The organism is Arthrobacter sp. SD1074B (assembly GCF_056780195.1).
The window spans coordinates 1,957,214-1,982,375 of the sequence record NZ_JBRAZT010000001.1 but is presented as its reverse complement, the minus strand read 5'-3'; the positions used below and the strand labels follow the sequence as shown (position 1 = coordinate 1,982,375).

Here is a 25,162-nt window from a genome sequence, read left to right as displayed (position 1 = left end):
TGCAACCCTTCCCAAGGGCCGGGACGGTCACCCGATGACGCCGCGGAGCAGCCTGGCCGTGTGCCGGAGGGACATGGTGGGCATGTACGCCTCGGTAAGGGCCCGGCCAATGACCGGAAGTGCCAGGGGGTCGTGGTACATCATGTAGAGCGTCCGGTGCCGGGGGTGGAAGCGCTGTTTGAACGCCGCAAGCGAGCGGAAACCGTACACCGGTTCGAGCACCGCGCCCAGCCAGTCAAGGAAGCGGCCGACAGCGGCACCGTCGGAAGGCTCCGGCGCCGCGGCGCCGCCGTGAGCCGGCGCCAGCGGCGACCCGGACAACGAGATCTGGTCCATCGTGCCGTCGAAATGCAGCACCGCCGAGGCAATCAGGAACTCCATCACACCCTTGAAGCCGTCCGGGCTCCGGCGCATAAAATCGAGCGTGCGGCCGGCGACGACACCGTCCTTGAAGACCGGCAGCCAACTGGTCACGCCGTGGACTTTGCCGGCCGAATCCACCGCCAGGCACAGCAGCACGTTCTCGTCCTTGAGTTCCTCGAGGCCGCCCAAGGTGAACCCCATTTCCGGCAAGGTCTTCTCGGAGACCCACTCCTCGGAGATTTCGTGGACCTGGGTACGCAGTGAACCGGCGAGTTCGGCGTAGGTGCACCATCGGGCCTCAACGGACAGCTTCCTGGCCTTGTTAAGGGCAGTGCGGACTCCCTGCCACTGACTGCCTTTGAACTCGATGTTGCCCAGCGGCAGCAAGGTTTCCTCGGCCACCCTCACCCGGTTGAACCCGAGGTCCCGGAGCAGGGGCCAGTGTTCGTCCGTGACGGAGTACCAGCACGGTGAGAGCGACTGTTCGGCGCAGAATGCCGTGAACGATTCCACGGCGCGATCGAAGTCCGCCGGCTTGCCGAAGGGGCCGCCAACCGTCAGCGCCACGTTGTAGTGGATCTGGTAGGCGATGCCCACGGTCTCGGTGTCGTTGAACCAGTACCGGTTGTTGGGCCAGAGCGCCATCCAGGACAGCGAGCCGCCGCCTTGGCGTACCAACCGCCGGGCCAACGAGACGCCGCTGTCGCCACGCAGGTCCCGGAGTTTCCGGCTGGCGAACATGGCGAGGAAGCTGATCAGGCAGATGAACCAGAACACGGCGCCGCCGTAGCTGAAGATCAGGGGCGACCACACACCGTGCGGGTAAACCGAGACCGAGTACCGGAAGGAGAACGGATACGGCAGGAACATCCGCGGCAGGGTGGCCAGGAGGGCCAGCAGCCCCGCCCGATGGTAGTAGTTGTCCTCGGCGAACCACGCCACCACGTACCCCGTCACAAACAGGGCAAAGACACCGGCCAGCAGGATCAGCGAACGGCGGCCCAGGACGGGGTCGGCGTCGACGTTGAAGTGCCTCCGGGCGGCGAACAGCGCAGCCGCTATCAGCAGGGGCACCAGCACCACCGGGAGGACCTCTGCTATCCCCGAGTCCACCGAGAGCACCCGTGACCCGCTCCGCACGGACCGTCCGAACTGGGCGAAAAGCTGCAGGTAGACCGCGGAGAGGACGCCAATGACCAACTGGACTGAAATCGTCACCCACAGGGCGGCCCGGTTTCCCCGGCGGAGCCCCTCCGCGCAGACCAGCAGGAGCACCAGGGGAACCAGGGCCAGCGCCTCGCCGCCCGGGCCGCGCAGCCCCGGGCTGCGGATGATTTGAAGGCAGGAAAGGTCGACGGCGGCCGAACAGCTGGCCTGCAGATCGTTGATGGTGGGGAGCGGATTGACAATCAGGTTCCTGAGCACGGCCAACGGCCCGGAAGGTGCCTTCGCCAGGCTGGCCAGTACCGGTCCCGCCGCGAAGACTGCCACCACCATGGACAGCAGTGCCCTGACTTCCCTGCTGGTGGAGTGAACGAACCGGCCAACGCCGTGCCGGCCGCCCATCGCGGCGCCGATGCCGAGCCCGGACGCCACGCCCAGCAGGCTGTGGAGGTTTTGCGGATGCCCGATATACAGCAGGAGCATCACGGTGACGGCGATGCCCACGGACCGGATTCTTCGGCGCCAGAGGGTGCTGATTCGCGGGCCTGCGGCCATGACAGCGGCCAGCGATGCCGCGAAGGGCCCCATCGGCCCGGGATGGCGCAGTGCGGACAGCCACTCGCTGCCGACAGCCGCCCCGAGATCGGCCACCGCGTAATACAGGAGCAGTGCCCCGAGGTGTCCGGCGAAAAACGCGACGGCGGTCCTGCCGATGCCCAGGGTGGCTTCGGCCAGGCCGACGCACCCCAGGATGACGGCGGTTGCCAGCACGTAGGAGGCGAAGGGACCCGGGAAGAGCACGGAGGTCAACACGGGCCACCACTGGCCGCGCACCAGCAGGTCCGGGTCCGCGGTCACTGCGGACCGTAGCGCGGCCGGAGGACCGGAGATCAGGGAGCCGGTGGAAAATCCGACTGCCCACAGCAGCAACACCAGGGACAGCGCCAACGGGATCCTGCGGACACTCCGTCCCAAATGTCCCAGCAGCCGGGCCGGACGGCTACGTCGGAGGGGCTTCCAACCCGCGGGCGCAGCGGCCGGGGCCTCCGCGGCCGCAGGATCCCCCGCCGGGGCGATTTCGCTTACGCCTGCCCCGGACAGGGTGGCACGGTGCCATGGTGCAGGCAACGACAACCTCCGAACCTCCCCGAAACCCGGCAGCTGACGGAAATCCGGACGGCGTCCTGCAGCAACCGTGGACAGGATACGCCCGGAAGCTGGGGAGTTCCCTAGTTGTCCTGGAGCAGTTCGAGGTCTTCCTCGTCGTCGACGTCTTCGTTTTCGTCGTCGTCATCTTCTTCGTCGATGACCTCAAGCGGGGTCACCTCGCCATACGCTTCATAAAGCGAGTCGTCGTAGACTTCAAAGGCATCGGCGACCGCGAAGAAGGCAGCTTCGACCGCGGGATCCCCGTCCCCGCGCCGCGCCGCGGCAGCGGCCAGGTGTTCTTCCAGGGCGGCGGTAAGGGACTGAAGCGCGACACGCGGATCGATGCTCATGACTTCACGTTAGCCCGAAAAAGACGAAAATGGAGAGCAATGAAGGAACAATTTCTGAGCAGCTCGGTCCGTCGCGAACGGGACTACGCACGGCAGTACGAGTACCTCGTGCTGACGGTCAGCCCTGAGGATTCGCTGCCTGAGGCGCGGCGCCTCCTCGCCGCACACTCCGAGTACGGCAAGTGGGAACTCGAACGCAGCGTCCTCTATGTGGGCGGCGGGCGGCGCTTCTGGCTCCGCCGGAAAGTCATCCAGGTCCAACGGACCGTTTAGGGTCCGGCGGGCCGTGGAGACATCCGGCGGGACGACTAGGAGTCCAGCGGGCCCAGCCAGGCGCTGGCCACCGTATTGTGCGCCGATTCGTCGTCGGAGGGATGGAACATTCCGGCGAGCACGTCCCGGTAGAGGCGTTCGAGTTCGGAACCGCGGAAATAGCTCGACCCGCCGGAGACCCTGATCGCCAGGTCCACGACCCTGCGCGCCGTTTCGGTGGCGCTCACCTTCACGCCGACCAGCTTCGGGAACCATTGCCCGCCGTGCTCGGCAAGGGCATCGACGTCGGCCGCCACCGCGGCGAGCTGAGGGTAGAGTGCATCCATCGCCATGGCCGCCTCTGCGACCTTCCACCGGATGTCCGGGTCCTGCGCGTAGCTGCGCCCGCCGTTCTTGAACGAGGTGCGGCGCTTGACCGCGTCGACGCCAAGCTGCAGCGCCCGTCCCCCGATCCCCGTGTACACCGCGGCCAGCAGCGTCTCGAAGCAGGCGAAGATGGCGAAAATCAGCGGGTCGGCGTTGGGGCCGACGGGGAGTTTGCGGAAGATCCGCTCCGGCGGCACCACCGCCCCTTCCAGGACCGTGGTGTTCGACTGGCTGGCCCGCATGCCGAGGGTGTCCCAGTCGGACAGGATTTCGTAGCCGGGGGTCCCGCGTTCGATGAAGCCGTGCACCAGTTCGCCGTCGCCGTCCCTGGCCGCGGCGTCCTTGCCGAAGATGCCCAGCCGCGTCCAGGCCGGCGAGAGGCTGGTGAAGATCTTCCGGCCGGTGAAGCCGTAGCTTCCGTCCGGCATCGGTGTCGCCTCGGTCCGCGAGTCGAAGAGCACGGAATCGTTGCCGGCCTCGGAGTTGCCGAACGCGAAGATCTCGCCCTGCGCCGCCTCCTTCAGGACGAAGTCCAGGGACGAGTCGCCCCGGGCGGCGAGGACGTGCGCGACGCCGGTCCACACCAGGTGCATGTTGATCGCCAGGGCGCTGGCGGGGGCCGCCGTCGCCAGCCGCCGCTGCAGCTGCGCGGCCCCGGCAAGTCCCAGGCCCAGGCCGCCGTCGGACTCCGGAACGAAGATCTTCAGGTAGCCGGCGGCGGCGAGGTCCCGGAGGTCCTCGGTGAAGAAGGCGTTGTCGCGGTCGTAGCCGGCCGCGCGGCCGCGGATCCGCTCCAGCAGCGGGTCGGGCAGGATATCTTCGGGCGTCATGTTCTCAGGTGCCATTCCTCGTAGGTTCCGCTCAGTAGTTGCTCAGCAGGGTGTCCAGCACCCGCGCGCCGAACTTCAGCGAGTCGGCCGGGACCCGCTCGTCGACGCCGTGGAACATGCCGGTGAAGTCCAGTTCGTCCGGGAGCATCAGCGGGGCGAAGCCGTAGCCGGTGATGCCGAGCCGGCTCAGGGCTTTGTTGTCCGTGCCGCCGGAGAGCGTGTACGGCAGCACTTTCGCGCCCGGATCCTCGGAGTGCAGCGCGTCGATCATGGAGTCCACCAGGTTGCCGGCGAACGGGACTTCGAGCGAGACATCCTGGTGGACGTAGCTGACGTCCACGCCGGTGCCGGCCAGTTCGCGGACGATCTCGAGGACCTGTTCCTGCTGGCCCGGCAGGGTGCGGCAGTCGACCAGGGCTTCGGCCGATTCCGGGATGACATTGTGCTTGTAGCCACCCTTGAGCAGGGTGGGGTTGGTGGTGTTCTGCAGGGTGGCGCCGACAAAGCGGGCCACGGTGCCGAGCTCCTTGAGGATCTTGTCCGGGTCGTCGGGGTCGAATTCGACGCCGGTGAGTTCGGTCACGCCGTCGAGGAACTGGCGGGTAGTGGGCGTCAGTTCCACCGGCCAGCGGTATTCGCCGATCCGCGAAACGGCGCTGGCGAGCCGGGTCACCGCGTTGTCGGTGTTGATCTGGGAGCCGTGGCCCGCGCGGCCGTGGGCCACCAGTCGAAGCCAGGACAGCCCCTTTTCGGCGGTCTGCAGCAGGTAGGTGCGCTGGCCGCCGATGGTGGCCGAGAATCCGCCTACCTCGGAGATCGCCTCGGTGGCGCCGTCGAAGAGTTCTCGACGGTGCTCGACGGCGTATCCGGCCCCGTACTTGCCGCCCGCCTCCTCGTCGGCGAAAAAGGCGAAGATCAGGTCCCGCTTGGGCTTACGGCCGGTGCGCGCGAAGCCCCGCAGGACGGAGAGGATCATGGCGTCCATGTCCTTCATGTCCACGGCGCCGCGGCCCCAGATCAGGCCGTCCTTGAGCTCGGCCCCGAAAGGGTCCACCGACCACTGCTCGCGCAGCGCCGGGACGACGTCGAGGTGGCCATGGACCACGAGGGCGCTGGCCGATGGGTCTTCACCCGCAAGCCGGGTGACAACATTCGCACGGCCAGGCGCCGACTCGAAGATCTCGGCGTCCAGGCCGACCTCCGTGATCAGACCGGCGGTGTACTCCGCGGCCGCGCGCTCCCCTGGTCCGGAACCGTCACCGTAATTGGACGTGTCGATCCGGATCAGTTCCTGGCAGATCCGGACAACCTCATCTTCGGGCCGAACGTCAGTCATATCGCTCCTCATGGCAGTGGCTCAGTGCTGGCTTCAGCCTACCCATTGGCCCCGATTATTTGTTTCCGGAATCTTCGTGCTAGAGTCTTTCTCGCTGCTTCCGAGAAAAGCAAAGCGCTGAAAGGCGAAATTCTTCCCGGAAATACCACCTGCGCGGGTGGCGGAATGGCAGACGCGCTAGCTTGAGGTGCTAGTCCTCGAAAGGGGGTGGGGGTTCAAGTCCCCCTCCGCGCACAACAGGAAATGCCCTGGAATCCACTATGGATTCCAGGGCATTTTTGTGTTCTGCTCGGACCGGCGCAGGTGCTGCCTGGCTGTCCCCTCGCTCTTGGCAGCCGTGTCGCAGGCCGATGCGCACTGGTGTGCGGCACCGCTTCCACCGCTGCTTTTTTTGCCCGCTCATCTCCAGGGCAGCCATGTCTTGTTCCATCTCGCCGGGTAGCGCCTGCGGCGTTGACACCCAGACACACTCGGGATCAATCTGTAACAGGGGGCTGAACCCGGGAGGCACCATGGATCAGTCCGGCAAAGACTCCGCTTCGAAGGCGGCCTGGATTACCGGCGGCTTTGCCCTCGTAGGCACTGTGCTGACGTTGATTTTCGCCGGCCCGAAGATGGTGGGCGATGGAGGTAACCCGTCCGGGTCACCTCAGGCTCCACCGTCATCGTCCGCGGTGGTCCCCGTGCCCCCGGTCCCGCCATCGCAGTCGCCGACGTCGTTGTTGCCGGACGGACTGGAGGGTTCCTGGATTGGCGGCGTTGGCAAGGATTCAAGCCGCCACCTCATGCTGACGAAGGAGGCTGGCTACGTCTTGTGGGACACTGCCAGGGAGGGCGCGCCCATCTATAAAGGAAAAGCCGCCTTCAACGGCTCCACCGCGACGTTCTTCGGCGAGGACAAGTCCATCCAGTCCTTTTCGTGGTACCTGGAAAAATCGCCCGTCGGGGACATACTTCACCTCTCAGAGCAAAGCTACCGCCGCGAATGAACGCCGGCGGTGATGCGTCCAGCCCCGCGTCCCGCCCGAGCTGCCCGCCTAAACCAGACGGTCGCCGGAAAAGCAGGCCGTATTCGCTGCTGGAGCTGGAACGGAGATGAGCCCCATCAGGGCGTACCCCTCACGGACACCGGCGCCGACTCCAAAGACGAGCCAGCCCCGACGGCGGCGCTGAAGGCGCCCCGGACGACGATGATGATCCAAGGGTCGGAATCCGAAGGCCCGTTCGATGTTGTTCCAGAGGCGTTCGTCAAGCCGCTCGGACCGGCGCCGGTTGAGGTCGTCAAGGGGGTTCATCAAGTTCTTCCTATGAGCTGCCGGGCGGCCGGCCCTAGACTGCAAGCAGTCCGGCGGGCGTGTGGCCGGACAGGGACGCCAGCGCAAGGGGCCGCAGCTCCGGCCATTCTTCGGTCAGCAGGGACAGGATGACAAAGTCCCGCCAGACGCCGTCGGCGTTCCGGGAGGACCGGCGCCGGGTTCCTTCGACCGTGAAGCCGAAACGGACCAGGGAGGACAGGGACCGCCGGTTCCGGGCGTCCACATCGCATTCGATCCGGCCGGCCCCGCAGGAGAACAACCAGTCGAGCAGGGTGATCTTGACCTCGTGGTTCACCTTCGCTCCCCAGAGGTCCGGGGCCAGCACGGTCCGGCCGATCTTTACCCGCTCCGTCCCCCCGTCGTGTTCGGTGATACCGGTGGTCCCGACGAAGCGGGACTGCCCCAGCGGCAGCTTCTGGTACACCGAAAAGACCTGAAGGCCTGCGAAGCGGCGGTCCACGAACGCGGACAGCTCCGCAGCGCCGGCGGGCCGGGCTTCGCTGTCGCTAAACCCCTGGGACCAGATTTCGTCGCGGCCCAGCAACCGCGCTAACGGCTCGACGTCGAGCGGAGTGAAGGGTGCCAGGACGAACCTGCCCGTGACCGTTTGAAGGGTCGGCAAAGTGTCGGGAAGGAGCAGCGCCATTGCGGCCTTTCTGGTGCGCGGGATGCGTCGAAGAGGGGTATTTGACAGCCGTGGTTGTCCGCAAATTTGCGGCGGCAACAGAAATTATCACCCCCGTGCCCCTGCCCGCAACGACACGCTGGAGCGGCTTCCGGCACTTGGCCCGGAACCTACCCGGCCTACTGCTTGGTGCCCTTCCGGACATCCGGACGGAGAGCCCGCTGGACCGTGCCGAGGAGCGAACGGAACCTCGCGTTGTCGGACAGTTCCTCGATGAGGACGACGCCGTCCGGCCCGGCCAGTGGGATGCACCAGTTAGGGTATTCGGTGCTGGTGCCTGGCTGGTTCTGCGTGCGGGTCTCCCCTACGGCGTCCACCAGCGCCACCCCCAGCAGGGACGACGGCGTCAGGGCCGTGAACGCGTACAGCGCCTCCACCGTGGCCTGCTCCCCCGCAGCTCCTGCCGCCGGCAGCAGACCGTGCTCCCGCAGCAGCGCCAGCACCGCCTCCTGGTCCGCAGCGTCGGCGGCCCGTTCCTCCGCGACCGGACGCCGCAGCAGCCCGAGGGACTCGCGGAGCGTGACATGCGCACCGGCCAGGTACCCCGCGGTGGGCGGCAGATCATGGGTATTGACGCTGGTCAGGCACTGTTGCCGGTAGCGTTCCGGCGCCAGCGGGCCGTCGTCGTCGTGCTCGAACCACAGGATCGAGGTGCCGAAGATGCCGCGCTCCGCCAGGTAGTCGCGGACCCACGGCTCGAAGACCCCCAGGTCCTCGCCGATGACGACGGCACCGGCGCGCTGGGCTTCGAGGGCCAGGATGCCGATCAGCGCTTCGTGGTCGTAGTAGACGTACGTGCCCTCGGCCGGCCCGGCGCCCTCCGGAATCCACCAAAGCCGGAACAGGCCCAGGACGTGGTCCACCCGGATTCCGCCGGCATGGCGCAGCACGGTCCGCAGCATGTCCCGGTAGGCGGCGTAGCCGGACTCGGCCAGCCGTGCCGGGTGCCACGGCGGCTGCGTCCAGTCCTGCCCTTGCTGGTTGAACACGTCCGGCGGCGCTCCGACCGTCACGCCGTGTGCGAGGACGGCGGACAGGCTCCACGCGTCGGCGCCGCCGAGCTTCACCCCGACCGCAAGGTCGTGCACGACGCCGACGTCCATGCCGGCCCGCCGCGCGGTGTCCTGCGCCGATTCGAGTTGCTGGTCGCAGATCCACTGCAACCAGCGATGGAACTCGATCCGGTCCGCGAGCGCGGCACGTTGCTCCGTGCAAAACGCAGATTCCGGGGACGAAGCGGCGTCAGCCCATTGGGGAGCCGTCGGGTCGAGAGTCTCGGCCAGGGCGCACCAGAGCGCGAAGTCGTCCAGCCCCTGGCCCTGGTCCCGGCAGAAGTCGCTGTAGCGGCGTGAGCGGGCCGGACCCCGGCGGACCCGGAACACCTGTTCCAGGGCGGCCAGCTTGGCTCCGTAGCTGGCGTTGCGGTCCAGCAGTCCGACCTCCCGGTTGCCTCCCCGCAGGCCTTTTGCCAGCTGCTCGGTTCGGGCCAGCGCCGCGGCGTCCTGGTAGTCGTATTCGGGGATTTCCTCAACCCGGATGTAGAGCGGGTTGAAGAAGCGGCGGGTGCTGGGCAAATAGGGCGAATCCTCCACTGGCGGCCGCGGCTCGGCAGCGTGCAGCGGGTTCACGAGCACGAAGCCGGCGCCTTCCGCGCCCGCAACTGCGGCCAGGTCGGCCAGGTCCGTGAAGTCGCCGATCCCCCACGACCGCCCGGACCTGACGGAGTAGAGCTGGGCGGTGAGTCCCCAGCTGCGGCGTCCTGCCAGGGCTGCGGTGGTGCCCAGCCTTGCCGGTGTCACCACGAGCGGGCATTGCGCCTCGGCGCCGTCGGCGTGCACCAGGATGGTGTGCCAGCCGGTGTCCATCCCCTCGGGGAGGGCGAAGCTCGCACGGCCGGTCAGGACGCCGTCGACGTCCACGGGTGCTTCCCAGTTCTCCAGCTGCCGGGCATCGTGCCGGACGCCGTCCTCAGTGACGATCCGGGCGCTGACGGGGCGTCCGTGCGGCACATGGACATCGAAGGACGCCGCCGCTCGCTCCCGGGCCACGACGATGGGCGGCAGCAGCCGGCGCCAGGGGGCCAGCCGGGCCTGCTCCAGCGAACGGCAGATCTGCCCGGGCCCGTCCGCCGCGACCCCGAGGGCGTTGAGGACCTGGCGAAGCGTGCGGGCGGCGACTGCTCGTTCCACCCCGTCCCAGCCCCAGTAGGACGTCGCTACCCCGTGGGCCGCCGCCAGTTCGCGCAGCAGCGGGTCGGCGTCGTCCGGCGGTTCCGGTCCGGCGCCGGGCGCGTCCGTGCTGTCCGTCATGGGGGTCAGCCGTTGACCGGGGGCGCAGCCGGCGCGGCACTGTCGTGCGTCCTGTGGAGGTGGGCTTCGCCCACCAGTTCGTGCAGGCCGGCGACTGAGTCGGCCAGGTTAAGGTCAGGAGATGCCACGATGAAAGGCATGAGCAGCCGGTTCTCCTTGTCCAGGTGCAAGGCGAAGATATGCCCGATCGCGCCGGCGGCGACGGCGGCGTCGACTCCCTGGGAGGCGCGCAGCCGCTCCACGAGCCCGACGATCACCTGGTGTTCGGCGAGCATCCCCGCCACCAGCAGCCGGCCCTCCGGGGCGGCGCCGGCTTCGCCGTAGAGCGGCCCCTCTTCGGCGAGCGCGTGCGGGACGAGCTCGGTCTCGCACCATTCCACCAACACCTCGTGGGCGTCGTGCTCCGCCACGGCATCATGTGCCTGCACCGCATGGGTGAGGGCGGTGACCAGGGCATCGAGCCGTTTGAGCATCGCCGTATGGTGGGTCTCCACGGCAGCGAGCGCCCGGGCTTCGTCCTCGGCGTTCTTGGAAACGGGCGTCTGCATGGCATCTCCCTGGCTGTGCGGGATTCTGGTCCCACTGTACGTCCGGTCCGGTTCCCGGCAACAGGCCTTTCGGCCCGGCACGCCCTCTCCCGGCCCGGGCCCCTGCGCACGTCCGCCAGGGGCAGTTTCGACGCCGCGCAGCCGGCCGCGCTAGCCTTGCACCCTATGGTCGACGTCGAACGGTTCCGGATTCTCCTTGCCCAGGAGCGCGAGCGGAAGCTTGCCCTGCTGCCGGCCCTCCGCCGGGACATCACGTCGGTGAATGCCGCCCGGCAGGACTCCAATGTCGACGACGAACACGACCCGGAGGGTGCGACGATCGCTTTCGAACTCTCCCAGGCGTCCGCCTTGCTGGAACAGAGCCGGGCCGGTCTCGTACAGATCGAAGCCGCCCTGGCCAGGATCGACGACGGCAGCTACGGCATCTGCCAGGTGTGCGGGGGCCCGATCGCCGAGGGCCGGCTCGAGGCCAGGCCATGGACCCCCTATTGCATCCGGCACAGCGCCGGACCGTCAACTCGGCGGGGGTAAGCGGCCACGATGGGTTTTGAATCGACAGCCTTCGCCACCGGTGACCTGGCCGGCACGTGGTGGCAGCGGATCGTCGCCGGGTTCAGCCACGCCCCGGCGCCGGTGGTGACCGGCACTGAGCTGCTGCTGGTGGTTGCCGTTGCCGTCGTGCTGTCCCTCCCGGCCGCCACCTGGAGGTATTTTGGCCTGCTTGCCACCGTGACGCATGAGCTGGGCCACGCGTTCGCCGCCCTGATGACGGGCCAGCGGCTTGGCGGCATCCGGCTGGCCCTGGACCATTCCGGCACCACCACCAGCTACAGCCGCCGACCGCTGGCCGCGGTGTGGTCGACATTCTGGGGTTACCCGGTCCCGGCCGTGGTCGGCGCCGTGATGGTCTGGTCCGGCTTCAATGGCTGGGGCCCGGCGGCGATGTCGGTGGGCACGCTCCTGCTGCTGCTGTCCTTTGTCTTTCTACGCAACGGCGTCGGCGTACTGATCACGGCCGGTGCGGTGCTGTCCGCAGTGCTTCTGGTGCTGTTCGTCCCGTCGGCGTTCATTGGCCACGTGATGATCGGCCTGGGCATCGCGCTGCTGGTGGCCGCCGTCCGGGACCTGGGCAAGCTGGCCGCCGTGCACACCAGGCACCGGAACCGGCTCTCGGCGTCGGACGCGTACCTGCTGTCCCGCTCCACCCCGCTGCCGGCGTTCGTCTGGATTGGTCTGTTCGCGGCGGTGGTGGCCGCCGCCTGGTGGGCCGCCTGGCAGCCGATGGCACCGGTCCTCGCCGGCCTGCTTCGCCAGGCATGAGCCCGGCATGCGCCCGGCGGGCACTGCACATAGGCTGGGGGTATGAGTGAGACAACCACGAGCACGGAATTCAGCACCAAGGGCGCCTATGTCACCGGCGGCGCTGAATTCAACCGGGACACCAATTACATCGAGGACCGGATCACCCGCGACGGCGCCCCGGGCGCCAACGGCGAGCCAGGCTGGCCCGTTGAACCCGGGCGCTACCGGCTGGTCGCGGCACGGGCCTGCCCGTGGGCGAACAGGACCGTGATCGTGCGGCGGCTGCTGGGCCTGGAAGACGTGATCTCACTGGGCCAGCCCGGACCCACCCACGACGCCCGCTCCTGGACCTTCGACCTGGACCCCGGCGGCAAGGACCCCGTCCTCGGCATCGAGCGGATCCAGGAGGCTTACTTCCGCCGCTTCCCGGACTACCCGCGCGGCATCACGGTCCCGGCCATCGTGGATGTCCCCAGCGGCGCGGTGGTGACCAACAACTTCCCCCAGATCACCCTGGACTTCTCCATCGAGTGGACCGACTACCACCGCGCCGGCGCCCCGGACCTCTACCCCGAGGCCCTCCGCGAAGAGATAGACGCCGTCAACAAGCGCGTCTTCACCGAGGTCAACAACGGCGTCTACCGCTGCGGCTTTGCCGGCTCCCAGGACGCCTATGACGCCGCCTACGACCGGCTCTGGACGGCGCTGGATTGGCTGGAGGACCGGCTCACCGGCCAGCGATACCTCGTGGGCGATACCATCACCGAGGCCGACGTCCGGCTGTTCACCACGCTGGCCCGCTTCGACGCCGTCTACCACGGGCACTTCAAGTGCAACCGGCAGAAGCTCAGCGAAATGCCGGCGCTGTGGGCCTACGCCCGCGATCTGTTCCAGACCCCCGGATTCGGCGACACCACGGATTTCGTCCAGATCAAGCAGCACTACTACATCGTCCATGAAGACATCAACCCCACGGGGGTCGTCCCGAAAGGTCCGGCGGTGGGCAACTGGCTCACTGCGCACGGCCGGGAGGCCCTCGGCGGCCGGCCCTTCGGTGACGGCACGCCGCCCGGACCGGTGCGGGCGGGGGAAGAAGTTACCGCCGGACACGGCGCCGGCTGAGCGCCGGCCGCGCCGGGCGGCGGCGCTAGGGTGGGGCCATGGAACTCTGCCCCACCCCCGGCGCGCAGCCGCCGCAACCGGCACGCTCGGTCGGAACTGCCGCGCCGGAGTTTGCGGGCGTCCGTGAACTCTTCGACACATTCCTGGCCCAAGACCCTGGGTACAGTGCGCAGCTGGCGGTGTACCGCGATGGCACCAAGGTCCTCGACCTCAGCGGCGGGCCCGGCCTGGGCCCGGGCGACATCACGGGGACCTATTCCTGCTCGAAGGGCGCCGCGGCCTTCGTCATCGCCCTGCTGGTGCAGGACGGGCTGCTGGACCTGGACGCGACCGTGGCCTCCTACTGGCCCGAATTCGGTGCCCGCGGCAAGGGCATGCTCACCGTCCGGCAGGCCCTCTCCCACCAGGCAGGCCTGCCGGGCATCCCGGGCGGCTTTTCCCTCGAGGAGTTCACGACGCCGGAAGCGGCCCGCCGCCTGGCCGCCGCCGCGCCGCTGTGGCGTCCGGGACACGCCTTTGGCTACCACGCACTGACGATCGGCGTCCTGATGGAGGAACTCTGCAGGAGGGCCGGCGACGCCCCGCTGCAGGAACTCTTCGATGAGCGGCTCCGCCGTCCATTTGGGATCGATTTCTTCCTGGGCCTGCCCGCGGAGGAGGAGCCGCGCTTCCGGGAGGTGCTCTACACAGAGGACCCCGCCGCGGAGTGGCTGGACCCGCTCAGCCTTGCCGGCCTGAACAGCAACGCTCCGGTCAGCAGCATCATGGAGCTGCCCAACCACCGTGTCATCCGCGCCGGGGGCATGAGCAGCGCCGGAGGGGTTGGCTCCGCGGAGGGACTCGCCCGGCTCTACGCCGCGGCCACTACCGGAGTCGACGGCTGTCCCGGTTTCCTGGCGCCCGGGACGATCGGCCTGATGTCCGAGGAGCAGGTCTGGGGCCTCGACCGTTCCTCGGGCCTGGACAATGCCTTCGCGGTGGTCTTTATGAAGCCGCAACCCGGGCGGGATTTCGGCAGCCACCGCGCCTTCGGCCATGAGGGCGCCAACGCCGCGCTGGGCTTCGCAGATCCGGGCTACGGGATCGGTTTCGGCTATGTCCCCCGGCGCAGTGAGGAAGGCCGCACCAACGGCAGGGCCCACCGGCTCTCCGCCGCGGTCCGGAAAGCCTGCCACGCCTCCACCTGACGTCGGCCGGCGGCACCGCGGCACCGCCGGGGTTCGTCCAGTTGTCGCAGCAACGCCGCGGCCCTAGGGTGAGCCGGGATGACACACGAAAAAGAAGCCGACGACGGAGCCCACCCCTCGCGAATCCGCCAGCTGGGCCGCACCGTGGCCCGGAGTGTGTCCGCCGCCCTGCTGTGGCCGCGCCTGCAGCTGGCCACCAAGGCGGCGATCGCCGCCGGCCTGGCGTTCTTTATCGCCCCGTTTATGCCCGGGTCCGCGGCCGACTACCCGTACTACGCCCCCCTCGGCGCGCTGGTCGCCATGTACGAGAACGTCTCCGGCTCCATGCGCCAGGGCGTCCAGACGCTCGTCGGCCTGGCACTCGGGATCGGCCTTGCCTTTGTGCTGTTCAGTCTGGGCGACCCCAGTCCCCTGACGGTCGCCGTCGTGATGGGACTGGGCGTCATCCTCGCCGGCCTGCCCCGGATCGGCTCGGGCAGCGACTGGATCCCGACGGCGGCGCTGCTGGTGCTGCTGGTCGGCGGCCACAACCCGGACAAGTTCTCCTTCGGCTATCTCTTCCAGATGGGCGTTGGCGTCAGCGTCGGCATCGTGGTGAATCTGCTTGTCTTCCCGCCGCTGCACTTCAAGGCCGCAGCACTCAGCCTGGCCGAGCTGCGGCTGGCGCTGGCCCAGCAGCTCTGGGACATGGGCAAAGCACTCCGCGAGAACTGGCCGCCGGAACACGAGGACTGGTCGCGCCGCTCCGAGGCGCTCGCGGGGCGCGCGCGCTCCGTGCGGGCTGCCGTGCAGAAAGCGGACGCAAGCCGTCAAGCCAATCCGCGGCGCCGGCTGCATCCCCGCGACGTGGAGGAGGACTACCGCAACCTGCGCGACCTGGAGCGGCTGACCTTCCACATCCAGGATGTGACCCAGGTGCTCTCGGACGTCATCTGGGCTACGGACACCCCCTTCGTCATCCCGGACGGGCACTCGGAGCCGCTCGCCGAAGCCATGACCCTGGTGGGCGACGTCCTGCGCGCCGCCGAGGAGGAGGAACCGCAGCGACAGGCCGAACTCGTTGAGGAAGCCGACGCGGCGGTCAGGGCCTTCATCGCACGCGTCGCCGCAGAAGACCAATCCACCGACACCCCCAGCGCCGTGGAGTCGGTGCTGTTGAGCCTGCACCGGATGCTGCGCGTCGTGAAATCAGGCAACGGAAAATCGGCCGGCGCCACATCGGGCGGTGGAAACCGCGACGCGGACGCCGCCCCCGCCGGGCCCAGCTAGCCGCAGCACAGCTAGCGGCGGCACAGCTAGGGGCGCCACAGCGGCCAAATACCCCCAGGCACCGGATCCGCTACTTCAGCGCCGCCACCGCGCCGCTGAAGTGCTTGCGCCCCGAATGCGGGCTCCAGGCCACGTACTCGGAGCGCAGCCACGCGCCGTCGTCCGACTGCACGGTGCTGATCTCCAGCGCCACCCTGGCCGGCAGGAACACCGGCCCCTCAAACGCCACGTCCCAGCTGAAGGCGTCGCCCTTGGCGGCGCCGACGTCGGCCAGCGCCCTCGAGGCGAGGTACATGCCGTGCGCAATGGAGCGCCGCATGCCCAGGGCCTTGGCGCTGAGGACACTGAGATGGATCGGGTTGAAGTCACCGGACACGGCGGCGTACGCCCGGCCGGTATCCACGCCGAGCTGCCACAACGCCGTCGGATCAGGCGCCCGGAACCCTCCTGGCGCGCCGGCCTCGGACGGTTTGTCGATCCCCGGCAGGAACACCCCTTTTGCCAGGTAGGTGGAGACGCCGCGCCAACGGACGAAGTCCTCCCCGGCCCCGCGCACCTCGGCAACCAGGTCCAGCTGGGTACCGGACCGGTGCCCGCGCAGGTTTTCCGGCCAGGCCCGGATGTCCAGCGCTTCGGAGAACAGCACCGGCGCAGACTGGACCACCTTGTTCGTGAGGTGGATCATCCCCAGCAGCGGCAACGGGAAGTCGTCCCGGTTCATCACCGACATGGCCAGCGGGAACGCCAGGGCGTGGATGAACCCGGCCGGCAGCACATCGCTGGCGGTCTCGCCGATCAGGTGCTGGTAGGCCGTCAGGTTCGTGACCCCGGCTTTGACGCCGCGGACTTCATGACTGCCGCCGGGAAGCTGCGTGCCGGCGTGCGCTCCGAGCACCCGCCGGCGTGCCGCGGTGGCGGCGGCGTTGACGTACAGCTTGGAGAGGGACGGCATCTCGGCCAGGATCAGGGGCTGCCTACCGGTCACGCGCCCACCAGGTTCTGCCCGCAGACGCGCAGCACCTCGCCGGAAATCCCGCCGGCGGCGTCGCTGGCCAGGAAGGCGATGGCCTCCGCCACGTCCCCGGGCTCGCCGCCCTGCTGCAGCGAATTGAGCCGTCGGGCCACCTCGCGGGTGGCGAACGGGATCCGTGCCGTCATCTCGGTTTCAATAAAGCCGGGTGCGACGGCGTTGATGGTGCCGCCGTGCGCGGCAAGCAACGGCGCCGTGGCACGGACCATCCCCATCACACCGGCCTTGGACGCCGCGTAGTTGGTCTGCCCGCGGTTCCCGGCGATGCCGCTGGTGGAGGCAACGGAGACGATCCGCGGCGAGTTCCGGAAATGCTCCGAAGCCAGCAGCGCCTTGTTGATCCGCAGCTGCGCGGCGATGTTCACGGCAATTACCGAGTTCCAGCATGACTGGTCCATGTTGGCGAGCAGTCTGTCCCGGGTGATGCCGGCGTTGTGGATCACGATGTCCAGCCCGCCGTGGCGCTCCACCGCGTGGTCGATGATGCGCTGTCCCGCGTCTTCCCGGCTGATATCCAGCTGCAGGGCGGTACCGTGCACCTCGTTGGCGACCTTCGCGAGGTGGTCCCCGGCGGCCGGGATGTCCACGACGACGACGGTGGCGCCGTCGCGGTACAGGGTGCGGGCAATCGCCGCGCCGATCCCGCGGGCGGCTCCGGTCACGACCGCGACCCTGCCTGCCAGCGGCTTCCCGGCATCGTCCAGAAGCTGTCCCGCGTCCGTTGAGACGGTGAGGAATTGGCCGTCCACGAACGCGGAGCGGCCGGAGAGGAAGAACCGGAGGGCGCCCAGGGCGCTGGGGCTTGTGGTCCGTGCGCCGTCGGCCAGCAGGATGCCGTTGCCGGTGGCGCCGGCGCGCAGTTCCTTGGCCAGGGAGCGCAGCAGCCCGTCGACGCCCTGCCGGGCCGCCGCGGCGGCCGGATCAGCGGTGCCGGCGGCTGCCCGGGAGATGGTGACTACGCGGGCGTTGGCGGCGAGGTCCCGGAGTGAGGCGGCGGCGCTGAGCACCGGCTTTTCCAGGTCCTCGGGCCGGTCCGCCTCGTCCAGCACCAGGATGATGGCGCCGAGCTTCTCACGCGGCACGGCGTGGCGGCGGACGTCGAGGTCCCAGGAAAGCAGCGCTGCGGCCAGTTCATCGGCGCCACTGCCGGTGCCCTGGACCAGCACGGGTCCCGGGACCAGCGGCTGGCCCGGCCGGTACCGCCGGAGCGCCACGGGCTGCGGGAGACCGAGCTTTCTGGCGATGTCTTTGCCGAAGCCCTTGCTCACGAAGTGGGTGTATTTGTCAGTCATCCGGTTCCCCCTAGTGTGCTTCGAGAATAGCGACGACGCCCTGGCCGCCGGCGGCGCAGATGGAGATGAGCCCGCGTGCCGGCCGGCCGCCGACTTGGCCCTTGGCGTGCAGCATCTTCGCCAGCGAGGCGACGATCCGTCCGCCGGTCGCGGCGAACGGGTGGCCCGCGGCGAGGGAGGAGCCGTTGACGTTGAGCCGGGCCCGGTCGATGCTGCCGAGGGCGCCGTCGAGGCCCAGCCGGGTGCGGCAGAACTCCTCGTCCTCCCACGCGGCCAGGGTGCTCAGTACCGTGCCGGCGAAGGCCTCATGGATTTCGAAGAAGTCGATGTCCTCGAAGCCCAGGCCGTGGCGCGCCAGAAGGCGCGGGACGGCGAACGCCGGCGCCATCAGCAGCCCGTCCTTGCCGTGGACGAAGTCGACGGCGGCGGCCTCGCCGTCGACGACGGTGGCCAGCTTCGGCAGGTCGTGTGCGTCGGCCCATTCCTCGGTGGCGAGCAGCACGGTGGAAGCGCCGTCGGTGAGCGGAGTGGAGTTGCCGGCCGTCATGGTCGCCTCGGCTCCGAGGTTCTTGCCGAAGACCGGTTTCAGGCCCGCGAGCTTCTCGAGCGTGGTGTCGGGGCGCAGGTTGGAGTCCTTGCTGAGCCCGCGGTAGGGGGTGAGGAGGTCATCGAAGAAACCGGCGTCGTAGGCCGCGGCCAGGTTGCGGTGGCTGTTGTACGCAAGTTCGTCCTGGGCCTCCCGGGTGATCTTCCACTGCGCGGTGGTGAGCGCCTGGTGTTCGCCCATGGACAATCCGGTCCGCGGCTCGCCGGTGTTCGGGGCGTCCGGGGCCAGGTCCTTGGGCCGGAGCCGGCTAAGCACCTGCAGCCGCTTCGGCAGGGTCTTGGCGCGGCTCAGGTCCAATAGGATTTCCCGCAGCCCTTCGCTGACGGCAATCGGGGCGTCCGAGGCGGAGTCCACGCCGCCGGCGATGGCGGACTCGATCTGGCCCAGTTTGATCTTGTTGGCCAGGCCCAGGACCGTTTCAAGGCCGGTGGCGCAGGCCTGCTGCAGGTCGTACGCGGGCGTCTCGGCGGACAGTGCCGAGCCGAGTACGGCCTCGCGGGTGAGGTTGAAGTCGCGGGAATGCTTCAGGACGGCACCGGCGGCAACCTCGCCGATCCGCTCGTCCTGCAGGCCGAACCGGGCAATGAGTCCGTCGAGCGCCGCGGTGAGCATGTCCTGGTTGGAGGATTTGGTGTAAGCGCCGCCGGTCCGGGCAAAGGGGATGCGGTTGCCGCCGACCACCACGGCCTTGCGGAGCTGCGGCGCTTTGGCTGCTGTTGCGGCCGGCGGCGTGCTGTCCATCGGCCCGGGGGTGGACGTTCCGTTTTCAGGCATGTGCTGTCTCCTTCGATCAAAGCGGATTACTGATACCCAGCGTACCTGATACGCTGGGTATCGTGAACATCCTCCAGGTTGAACCCCCCGCCCCGGGCGGGCCCGTAGACGGCCGCGCCTCCCGCTGGCAGTCCCACCGCGAGGAACGGCGCCGCGAGCTGATCAAGTCGGCCCGCAAGGCTGTCCATGCGCTGGGCAGTGAAGCGTCGATGGAGGACATCGCCGCTGCGGCCGGGACGTCCAAGTCTGTCTTCTACCGCTACTTCGGCGACAAGGCCGGCCTCCAGCAGGCCGTGGGCGAGGTGGTACTGAACCAGATGCAGCGGCGCATCCAGGAGGCCGCCCAGGGCGCCCAGACACCGCGCGAAGGGCTGTATGCCATGGTGTCGGCCTACCTGCAGATGGCCGAGACCAGCCCGAACGTTTACACCTTTGTCACCCGCTACGCACCCGGCGACGCCGACAGCCACTCCGGATCCCTCGCCGCAGCCGGTGCGCTGGGCCATTTCTTCGACGCGATCAGCGAGATGATCGCCCTGCCGATGCGGAACCAGCTGCGTGCCGTTGCGGGCAAGGAAGCTGTGATCGGCTACTGGCCGAACGCCGCGATCGGGCTGGTCCGGAACGCGGGCGAACAGTGGCTGGCCAGCCCGGCCTCCGCGGCCAAGCCCGGCCAGGAAGCGATGGCGCGCCAGATCACCGACTGGCTCTGTTTTGGCATTGCGCCCGAACTGCAGGATCCGCCGGCACCAGCACCGGACAGCCGACCCTAGACCATCCACTGCCCGAACTACCTACTGCCAACCATCGATCACCAGAACCCCAAATTGCCAGAACTGCAATGTCAGTGCCAACGAAGGAATCGACATGACTGAACTAGCCGACCGCGCCGCGGGCCGCCTCACTCCCCCGGCCGCCTCCGCTGCCGGAACCCGCACCGCCGGGACGCCCGCCGTCGACGTCGCCGCGCTCGGCGAACAGCTGCTGGGCAAGTGGGCCGCGGTCCGCCGGCAGGCCCGGGACCTGGCCGGCCGGCCGGAACTGCACAAGACCGAGGGGTTGACCCACACCGAGCACCGGCAGCGGGTCTTCGGCCAGCTGAAGGTCCTGGTGGAGAACGGGGCCGTGCACCGCGCCTTCCCGGCGGAGGTCGGCGGCGCGGACGAGCACGGCGGCAACGTGGCCGGCTTCCAGGAACTCGTTATTGCCGACCCCTCGCTGCAGATCAAGGCCGGCGTGCAGTGGGGCCTCTTCGGCTCCGCCGTAAACCACCTCGGCACCGAGGAACACCACAAAAAGTGGCTGCCGGGCATCATGAGCCTGGACATTCCCGGCTGCTTCGCCATGACCGAGACCGGCCACGGCTCGGACGTCGCCAGCATCGCCACCACCGCCACCTACGACCCCGCCGCCGGCGAATTCGTGGTGCACACGCCGTTCCGTGCGGCCTGGAAGGACTACATCGGCAACGCGGCCACCGACGGCCTGGCGGCCGTCGTCTTCGCCCAGCTGGTGACCAACGGCGTCAACCATGGTGTGCACGCGTTCTACATGGACCTGCGCGACCCGGAGACCAAGGAATTCCTGCCCGGAATCGGAGGCGAGGACGACGGCGTCAAGGGCGGCCTGAACGGCATCGACAACGGCCGGCTGCACTTCACCCAGGTGCGCATCCCGCGGACGAACCTGCTCAACCGCTACGGCAACGTCGACGCAGACGGCACCTACAGTTCGCCCATCGCCAGCCCGGGCCGCCGGTTCTTCACGATGCTGGGAACCCTGGTCCAGGGCCGGGTTTCGCTGGACGGCGCCGCCGTCACCGCGTCGAAGCTGGCCCTCAAGACCGCCATCCAGTACGCCGCCGAACGCCGCCAGTTCAACGCCTCCTCCGCCACGGACGAGGAGGTGCTGCTGGATTACCAGCGGCACCAGCGCCGGCTCTTTACCCGGCTCGCCACCACGTATGCCGCGAGCTTCGCCAGCGAACAGCTGCTGCAGAAGTTCGACGACGTGTTCTCCGGCCGGAACGACACCGACGAGGACCGCCAGGACCTCGAAACCCTGGCCGCGGCGCTGAAACCGCTCAGCACCTGGCACGCCCTCGACACCCTGCAGGAGTGCCGAGAGGCCTGCGGCGGCGCCGGCTTCCTGATCGAGAACCGGTTCGCCTCGCTGCGTGCCGACCTGGACGTCTACGCCACCTTCGAGGGCGACAACACCGTGCTGCTGCAGCTGGTCGCGAAGCGCCTGCTGGCCGATTACGCCAAGGAGTTCCGGAACGTGGACTTCGGCGTACTGGCCCGCTACGTCGTCGGCCAGGCCACCGGCGCCGCCATCCACCGGACCGGACTGCGCGGCGTTGCCCAGTTTATGGCGGACTCCGGTTCGGTCCAGAAAGCCGCCAGCGCGATCAAGGACGAGGCGGGCCAGCGGGCCCTGCTGACCGAGCGGGTCCAGGCGATGGTCGCCGACGTCGGTTCTGCGCTCAAGGGAGCCAACAAGCTACCGCAGCAGCAGGCCGCGGCGCTGTTCAACAGCCACCAGAACGAGCTCATCGAGGCGGCCCAGGCGCACGCCGAACTGCTGCAGTGGGAGGCGTTCACCGAGGCGCTGGGCAACGTCGGTGACCCCGGCACCAAGGCGGTCCTGACCTGGCTGCGCGACCTGTTCGGCCTGTCCCTGATCGAGAAGAACCTGTCCTGGTACCTGATGAACGGCCGGCTCTCGATGCAGCGCGCCCGCACCGTGGGCGACTACATCAACCGGCTCCTCGTCAAGATCCGCCCGCACGCCCTGGACCTGGTCGACGCCTTCGGCTTCGGCCCGGAGCACCTCCGCGCCGCCATCGCCACCGGGGCGGAGAAGATCCGCCAGGACGAGGCCCGGGAGTTCTTCCGGCAGCAGCGCGCCAGCGGCCAGGCACCCCTGGATGAGAAGATCCTGCTGGCCCGCGCAGCCCGGGAGGGCAAGGCCCAGTCCGCGAAGTCCGCTTCAGGCAAGTCCGCTTCAGGCAAGGCCCGGCGCGGCTAAGCAGCAGCAGCACCGCACGGCGACGGCGCCGCCCCCTTGGCCGGGGCGGCGCCGTCGTCGTTGTTGCGTTGCGGGGTTCCTACTGCGGGAGGACCGACCGGTAGACCTCGAGGGTGGTTTCCGTGATTGACTCCCAGGAGAAGTGCTCCTCGGCGCGGCGGCGGCCGGCCCGGCCCATCGCGCGGGCGCGGTCCGGGTCGGAGACCACCTCGGTCAGGGCCGCGGCGAACTCGGTAACGAACTTCTCCGGATCCAGCGGGGTGCCGGTCCCGTCGGTGACCTGCTCGAGTTGCACGAGCAGGCCGGTCTCGCCGTGCTGGACCACCTCGGGGATGCCTCCGGTGGCGCTGGCCACGACCGCGGCGCCGCAGGCCATCGCCTCCAGGTTGACGATCCCGAGCGGCTCATAGATGGACGGGCACGCGAACGCGGTGGCGTGGCTGAGGACCTGGACGAGTTCGTTGCGCGGCAGCATCCTTTCCACGAGGATCACGCCGCTGCGCTGGCCCTGCAGTTCCTCGATCAGCCGGGCGGTCTCCGCGGCGAGTTCCGGCGTGTCCGCGGCGCCAAGGCACAGCACCAGCTGGACGTCCGCGGGCAGCTTCGCAGCGGCACGCAGCAGGTAAGGGACACCCTTCTGTCGGGTGTTGCGGCCCACGAAGACGACGCTGGGCCGAGCCGGGTCGATGCCCAGGGCGCGGACCACGTCCTCGTTTTCGTCGCGGGTCCAGAGGCTGACGTCGATGCCGTTGTGGACCACGCGGACCTTGGCCGGGTCCACCTCGGGGTAGCTGCGCAGGATGTCCTGCCGCATGCCTTCGGACACGGCGATGATCGCGGCGGCGGACTCGTAGGCGGTTTTCTCCACCCAGGAGGAGAGGGCGTAGCCGCCGCCGAGCTGCTCCGCCTTCCAGGGCCGCAGCGGCTCCAGGCTGTGCGCGCTGAGCACGTGCGGGATGCCGTGCAGCAGCGAGGCGATGTGCCCGGCCATGTTGGCGTACCAGGTGTGGGAATGTACGACGTCTGCCCCGGCGATGTCCGGAACGATCCGCAAGTCCACGCCGAGGGTCTGCACCGCCGCGTTGGCGCCGGCCAGATCCTCCGGCACGGCATAGGACGTTACGGTCGCCCCATGGTAGTCCGGGGTGCGCGGCGCACCGAACGCCCGCACCTGCAGATCCACCCTCTGGGCCAGCACCCGGCTGAGTTCGGCCACGTGGACGCCGGCGCCCCCATAGATTTCGGGCGGGAATTCCTTGGTCACAATGTCTATTCGCACAAACCCCAAGGTAGTCCTTCCGGCTGATCTGTTCTAGTGTGAAGAGGTCCGGGCACACCGGACAGTTTTGGGGAGCAGACGAAGGCGTTCAGGAGCGATCACCATGCCGCAGCAGAAGAAAGTCTTGGCCATTGTCCTCGCAGGTGGCGAGGGAAATAGGCTGATGCCGTTGACGGCCGACCGGGCCAAGCCGGCCGTTCCGTTCGCCGGAAGTTACCGGCTGATTGATTTTGCCCTTTCCAACCTGGTTAATTCCCGGTATTTGCAGATTGTTGTCCTCACGCAATACAAATCCCACAGCCTTGACCGGCACATTTCCGAGACCTGGCGTATGTCCACGCAGCTGGGCAATTACATCGCCTCCGTACCTGCCCAGCAGCGCGTCGGCAAGAGCTGGTTCCTGGGTAGCGCGAACGCCATCTACCAGTCACTGAACCTGATCCACGACGCCAACCCCGACATCGTCGTCGTGGTCGGCGCGGACCACGTGTACCGCATGGATTTCGCGCAGATGGTCGCCCAGCACGTCGCCAGCGGCGCGAAGGCGACGGTGGCCGCCGTGCGCCAGCCCCTGCACATGGCCGACCAGTTCGGCGTGATCGAAGTGGACCAGGAGAACCCGGAGAAAATCGCGGCCTTCGTGGAGAAGCCGTCCTCGACCCCGGGCCTCGCCGCGGACCCCAGCCAGTTCCTGGCCTCCATGGGCAACTACGTCTTCAACGCCGATGCCCTCGTCGAGGCGCTGCACGTCGATGCCGAGCGGCTCGACACCAAGCACGACATGGGCGGCGACATCATTCCCTACTTCGTCGACCAGGGCGAGGCCGGGGTCTATGACTTCACCCTCAACGACATCCCCGGTTCCACCGAACGCGACCGCACCTACTGGCGCGACGTCGGCACCATCGATTCGTTCTATGACGCCCACATGGACCTGATCTCCCCCGTGCCGGTGTTCAACCTGTACAACTCGGAATGGCCGATCTACACCCGCCAGAGCATCTCCCCGCCGGCGAAATTCGTCCGCGGCGAGGGCGGCACCGTGGGCACCGCCCTGGATTCGATCGTGGCCAGCGGCGTGGTGATCTCCGGCGGAATCGTGGAGGGTTCGGTGCTATCCAACGACGTCTACGTCGGCACAGCCAGCCGGGTCCTTGATTCGGTGCTGATGGACAAGGTGCAGGTGGGGGCCGGCGCCGTAGTCAAGCGCGCCATCGTGGACAAGAATGTCCGGATCCCCGCTGGTGCCGCGATCGGCCTGGACCCCGAACTGGACCGGGCCCGCGGCTTCAAGGTCACCGCCTCCGGCATCACGGTCCTGGCCAAGGGCCAGGAAGTGCCCGAACCCGGCGACGCCGAGCGCTCCCTGTCCGCGGCCAACCTGTACCTGGTGCCCGACGCCGTGAAGACAGCCACCGAAAATTGGCCCGCCGGACGCGAGTCCGTGGAAAAGGTCGGCCAGGTGCACGCCGCCGCGGTCGGCGTCGAGCCCCCCGGGACGGGGTCCACCAAGGCGTACTGAGCAGGTCCCCGGGCCGGGTGCCGCCGCGCGGCACCCGGCCCGGTCCCCAGCAGCGGGCC

At 68.7% G+C, this 25,162-nt stretch carries 21 protein-coding genes and 1 tRNA gene; 11 read left to right on the top strand and 11 right to left on the bottom strand.

Going from position 1 to position 25,162, the window contains the following annotated elements; genetic code table 11:
* Positions 1 to 27 precede the first annotated feature (27 nt).
* Together ACUYM2_RS09175 and ACUYM2_RS09170 are read right to left on the bottom strand one after the other, a co-directional pair.
* Complete coding sequence (locus ACUYM2_RS09175) at positions 28 to 2,475, bottom strand: bifunctional lysylphosphatidylglycerol flippase/synthetase MprF (protein WP_481599789.1); 2,448 nt, start codon at positions 2,473 to 2,475, stop codon at positions 28 to 30.
* Positions 2,476 to 2,756: 281 nt separating this feature from the next.
* Entirely contained in the window at positions 2,757 to 3,026 is a 270-nt protein-coding gene (locus tag ACUYM2_RS09170) for a hypothetical protein (RefSeq protein ID WP_481599788.1), read from the bottom strand.
* Positions 3,027 to 3,065: 39 nt separating this feature from the next.
* Here ACUYM2_RS09170 and ACUYM2_RS09165 point away from each other — a divergent pair, with 39 nt between their 5' ends.
* The gene (locus ACUYM2_RS09165; RefSeq protein ID WP_346958090.1) at positions 3,066 to 3,299 is read left to right on the top strand and encodes a DUF5703 family protein; all 234 of its coding nucleotides are present in this window, start codon (positions 3,066 to 3,068) and stop codon (positions 3,297 to 3,299) included.
* Between the two features lie 35 nt (positions 3,300 to 3,334).
* Here the strand turns inward: ACUYM2_RS09165 and ACUYM2_RS09160 are convergent, their stop codons facing one another.
* Positions 3,335 to 4,495 carry an acyl-CoA dehydrogenase family protein gene (locus ACUYM2_RS09160; protein ID WP_481599787.1) on the bottom strand — a complete coding sequence of 387 codons (1,161 nt, stop codon included), beginning with the start codon at positions 4,493 to 4,495 and terminating at the stop codon, positions 3,335 to 3,337.
* A 31-nt stretch (positions 4,496 to 4,526) separates the two neighbouring features.
* Positions 4,527 to 5,831, bottom strand: coding sequence for a M20/M25/M40 family metallo-hydrolase (locus ACUYM2_RS09155; protein ID WP_481599786.1), 1,305 nt, complete (start codon positions 5,829 to 5,831; stop codon positions 4,527 to 4,529).
* 151 nt (positions 5,832 to 5,982) lie between these two features.
* Here ACUYM2_RS09155 and ACUYM2_RS09150 point away from each other — a divergent pair.
* Positions 5,983 to 6,065 (top strand) — tRNA-Leu (locus tag ACUYM2_RS09150).
* A 551-nt stretch (positions 6,066 to 6,616) separates the two neighbouring features.
* Positions 6,617 to 6,820, top strand: coding sequence for a hypothetical protein (locus tag ACUYM2_RS09145; RefSeq protein ID WP_481599785.1), 204 nt, complete (start codon positions 6,617 to 6,619; stop codon positions 6,818 to 6,820).
* Between the two features lie 340 nt (positions 6,821 to 7,160).
* Here the strand turns inward: ACUYM2_RS09145 and ACUYM2_RS09140 are convergent, their stop codons facing one another.
* From ACUYM2_RS09140 to ACUYM2_RS09130, 3 genes are all read right to left on the bottom strand, one after another.
* On the bottom strand, positions 7,161 to 7,793 hold the full coding sequence (locus tag ACUYM2_RS09140; RefSeq protein ID WP_481599784.1) for a GNAT family N-acetyltransferase: 633 nt from the start codon (positions 7,791 to 7,793) through the stop codon (positions 7,161 to 7,163).
* A 158-nt stretch (positions 7,794 to 7,951) separates the two neighbouring features.
* Positions 7,952 to 10,141 (bottom strand): 4-alpha-glucanotransferase, encoded by a 2,190-nt coding sequence (gene malQ / locus ACUYM2_RS09135; protein WP_481599783.1) that lies wholly within the window; start codon positions 10,139 to 10,141, stop codon positions 7,952 to 7,954.
* A 5-nt stretch (positions 10,142 to 10,146) separates the two neighbouring features.
* Positions 10,147 to 10,689, bottom strand: a complete 543-nt coding sequence (locus ACUYM2_RS09130; RefSeq protein WP_481599782.1) for a hemerythrin domain-containing protein — start codon at positions 10,687 to 10,689, stop codon at positions 10,147 to 10,149.
* A gap of 165 nt (positions 10,690 to 10,854) precedes the next feature.
* On the opposite strand from ACUYM2_RS09130, the gene ACUYM2_RS09125 reads away from it, so the two are divergent.
* The 5 genes from ACUYM2_RS09125 (at position 10,855) to ACUYM2_RS09105 (ending at position 15,569) form a co-directional block, all read left to right on the top strand.
* Entirely contained in the window at positions 10,855 to 11,220 is a 366-nt protein-coding gene (locus tag ACUYM2_RS09125; protein ID WP_481599781.1) for a TraR/DksA family transcriptional regulator, read from the top strand.
* Between the two features lie 9 nt (positions 11,221 to 11,229).
* Positions 11,230 to 12,009: a M50 family metallopeptidase gene (locus ACUYM2_RS09120; protein WP_481599780.1), complete on the top strand. Its 780-nt coding sequence runs from the start codon at positions 11,230 to 11,232 to the stop codon at positions 12,007 to 12,009.
* Positions 12,010 to 12,051: 42 nt separating this feature from the next.
* Positions 12,052 to 13,113 (top strand): glutathione S-transferase family protein, encoded by a 1,062-nt coding sequence (locus tag ACUYM2_RS09115; RefSeq protein WP_481599779.1) that lies wholly within the window; start codon positions 12,052 to 12,054, stop codon positions 13,111 to 13,113.
* Between the two features lie 38 nt (positions 13,114 to 13,151).
* Positions 13,152 to 14,300 (top strand): serine hydrolase domain-containing protein, encoded by a 1,149-nt coding sequence (locus ACUYM2_RS09110; protein WP_481599778.1) that lies wholly within the window; start codon positions 13,152 to 13,154, stop codon positions 14,298 to 14,300.
* A gap of 78 nt (positions 14,301 to 14,378) precedes the next feature.
* Complete coding sequence (locus tag ACUYM2_RS09105) at positions 14,379 to 15,569, top strand: FUSC family protein (RefSeq protein ID WP_481599777.1); 1,191 nt, start codon at positions 14,379 to 14,381, stop codon at positions 15,567 to 15,569.
* Between the two features lie 70 nt (positions 15,570 to 15,639).
* Here the strand turns inward: ACUYM2_RS09105 and ACUYM2_RS09100 are convergent, their stop codons facing one another.
* From ACUYM2_RS09100 to ACUYM2_RS09090, 3 genes are read right to left on the bottom strand one after another with little or no spacing between them, the layout of a single operon-like run.
* A complete protein-coding gene (locus ACUYM2_RS09100; protein ID WP_481599776.1) occupies positions 15,640 to 16,554 on the bottom strand; it encodes a MaoC/PaaZ C-terminal domain-containing protein in 915 nt (304 codons plus the stop codon).
* Positions 16,551 to 17,891 (bottom strand): 3-oxoacyl-ACP reductase, encoded by a 1,341-nt coding sequence (locus tag ACUYM2_RS09095; protein ID WP_481599775.1) that lies wholly within the window; start codon positions 17,889 to 17,891, stop codon positions 16,551 to 16,553. Before ACUYM2_RS09095 ends, ACUYM2_RS09100 begins: the two co-directional genes overlap by 4 nt.
* Before the next feature lie 10 nt (positions 17,892 to 17,901).
* Complete coding sequence (locus ACUYM2_RS09090; protein ID WP_481599774.1) at positions 17,902 to 19,272, bottom strand: acetyl-CoA C-acetyltransferase; 1,371 nt, start codon at positions 19,270 to 19,272, stop codon at positions 17,902 to 17,904.
* 59 nt (positions 19,273 to 19,331) lie between these two features.
* On the opposite strand from ACUYM2_RS09090, the gene ACUYM2_RS09085 reads away from it, so the two are divergent.
* Positions 19,332 to 20,045 (top strand): TetR/AcrR family transcriptional regulator, encoded by a 714-nt coding sequence (locus ACUYM2_RS09085; protein ID WP_481601452.1) that lies wholly within the window; start codon positions 19,332 to 19,334, stop codon positions 20,043 to 20,045.
* Positions 20,046 to 20,139: 94 nt separating this feature from the next.
* Positions 20,140 to 22,302: an acyl-CoA dehydrogenase family protein gene (locus ACUYM2_RS09080; RefSeq protein ID WP_481599773.1), complete on the top strand. Its 2,163-nt coding sequence runs from the start codon at positions 20,140 to 20,142 to the stop codon at positions 22,300 to 22,302.
* A 79-nt stretch (positions 22,303 to 22,381) separates the two neighbouring features.
* On the opposite strand, the gene glgA is transcribed toward ACUYM2_RS09080, so the two are convergent.
* Positions 22,382 to 23,581, bottom strand: coding sequence for a glycogen synthase (gene glgA / locus ACUYM2_RS09075; protein WP_481599772.1), 1,200 nt, complete (start codon positions 23,579 to 23,581; stop codon positions 22,382 to 22,384).
* Between the two features lie 103 nt (positions 23,582 to 23,684).
* Here glgA and glgC point away from each other — a divergent pair, with 103 nt between their 5' ends.
* Positions 23,685 to 25,103 (top strand): glucose-1-phosphate adenylyltransferase, encoded by a 1,419-nt coding sequence (gene glgC / locus ACUYM2_RS09070; RefSeq protein WP_481599771.1) that lies wholly within the window; start codon positions 23,685 to 23,687, stop codon positions 25,101 to 25,103.
* The last annotated feature ends 59 nt before the right edge of the window (positions 25,104 to 25,162 follow it).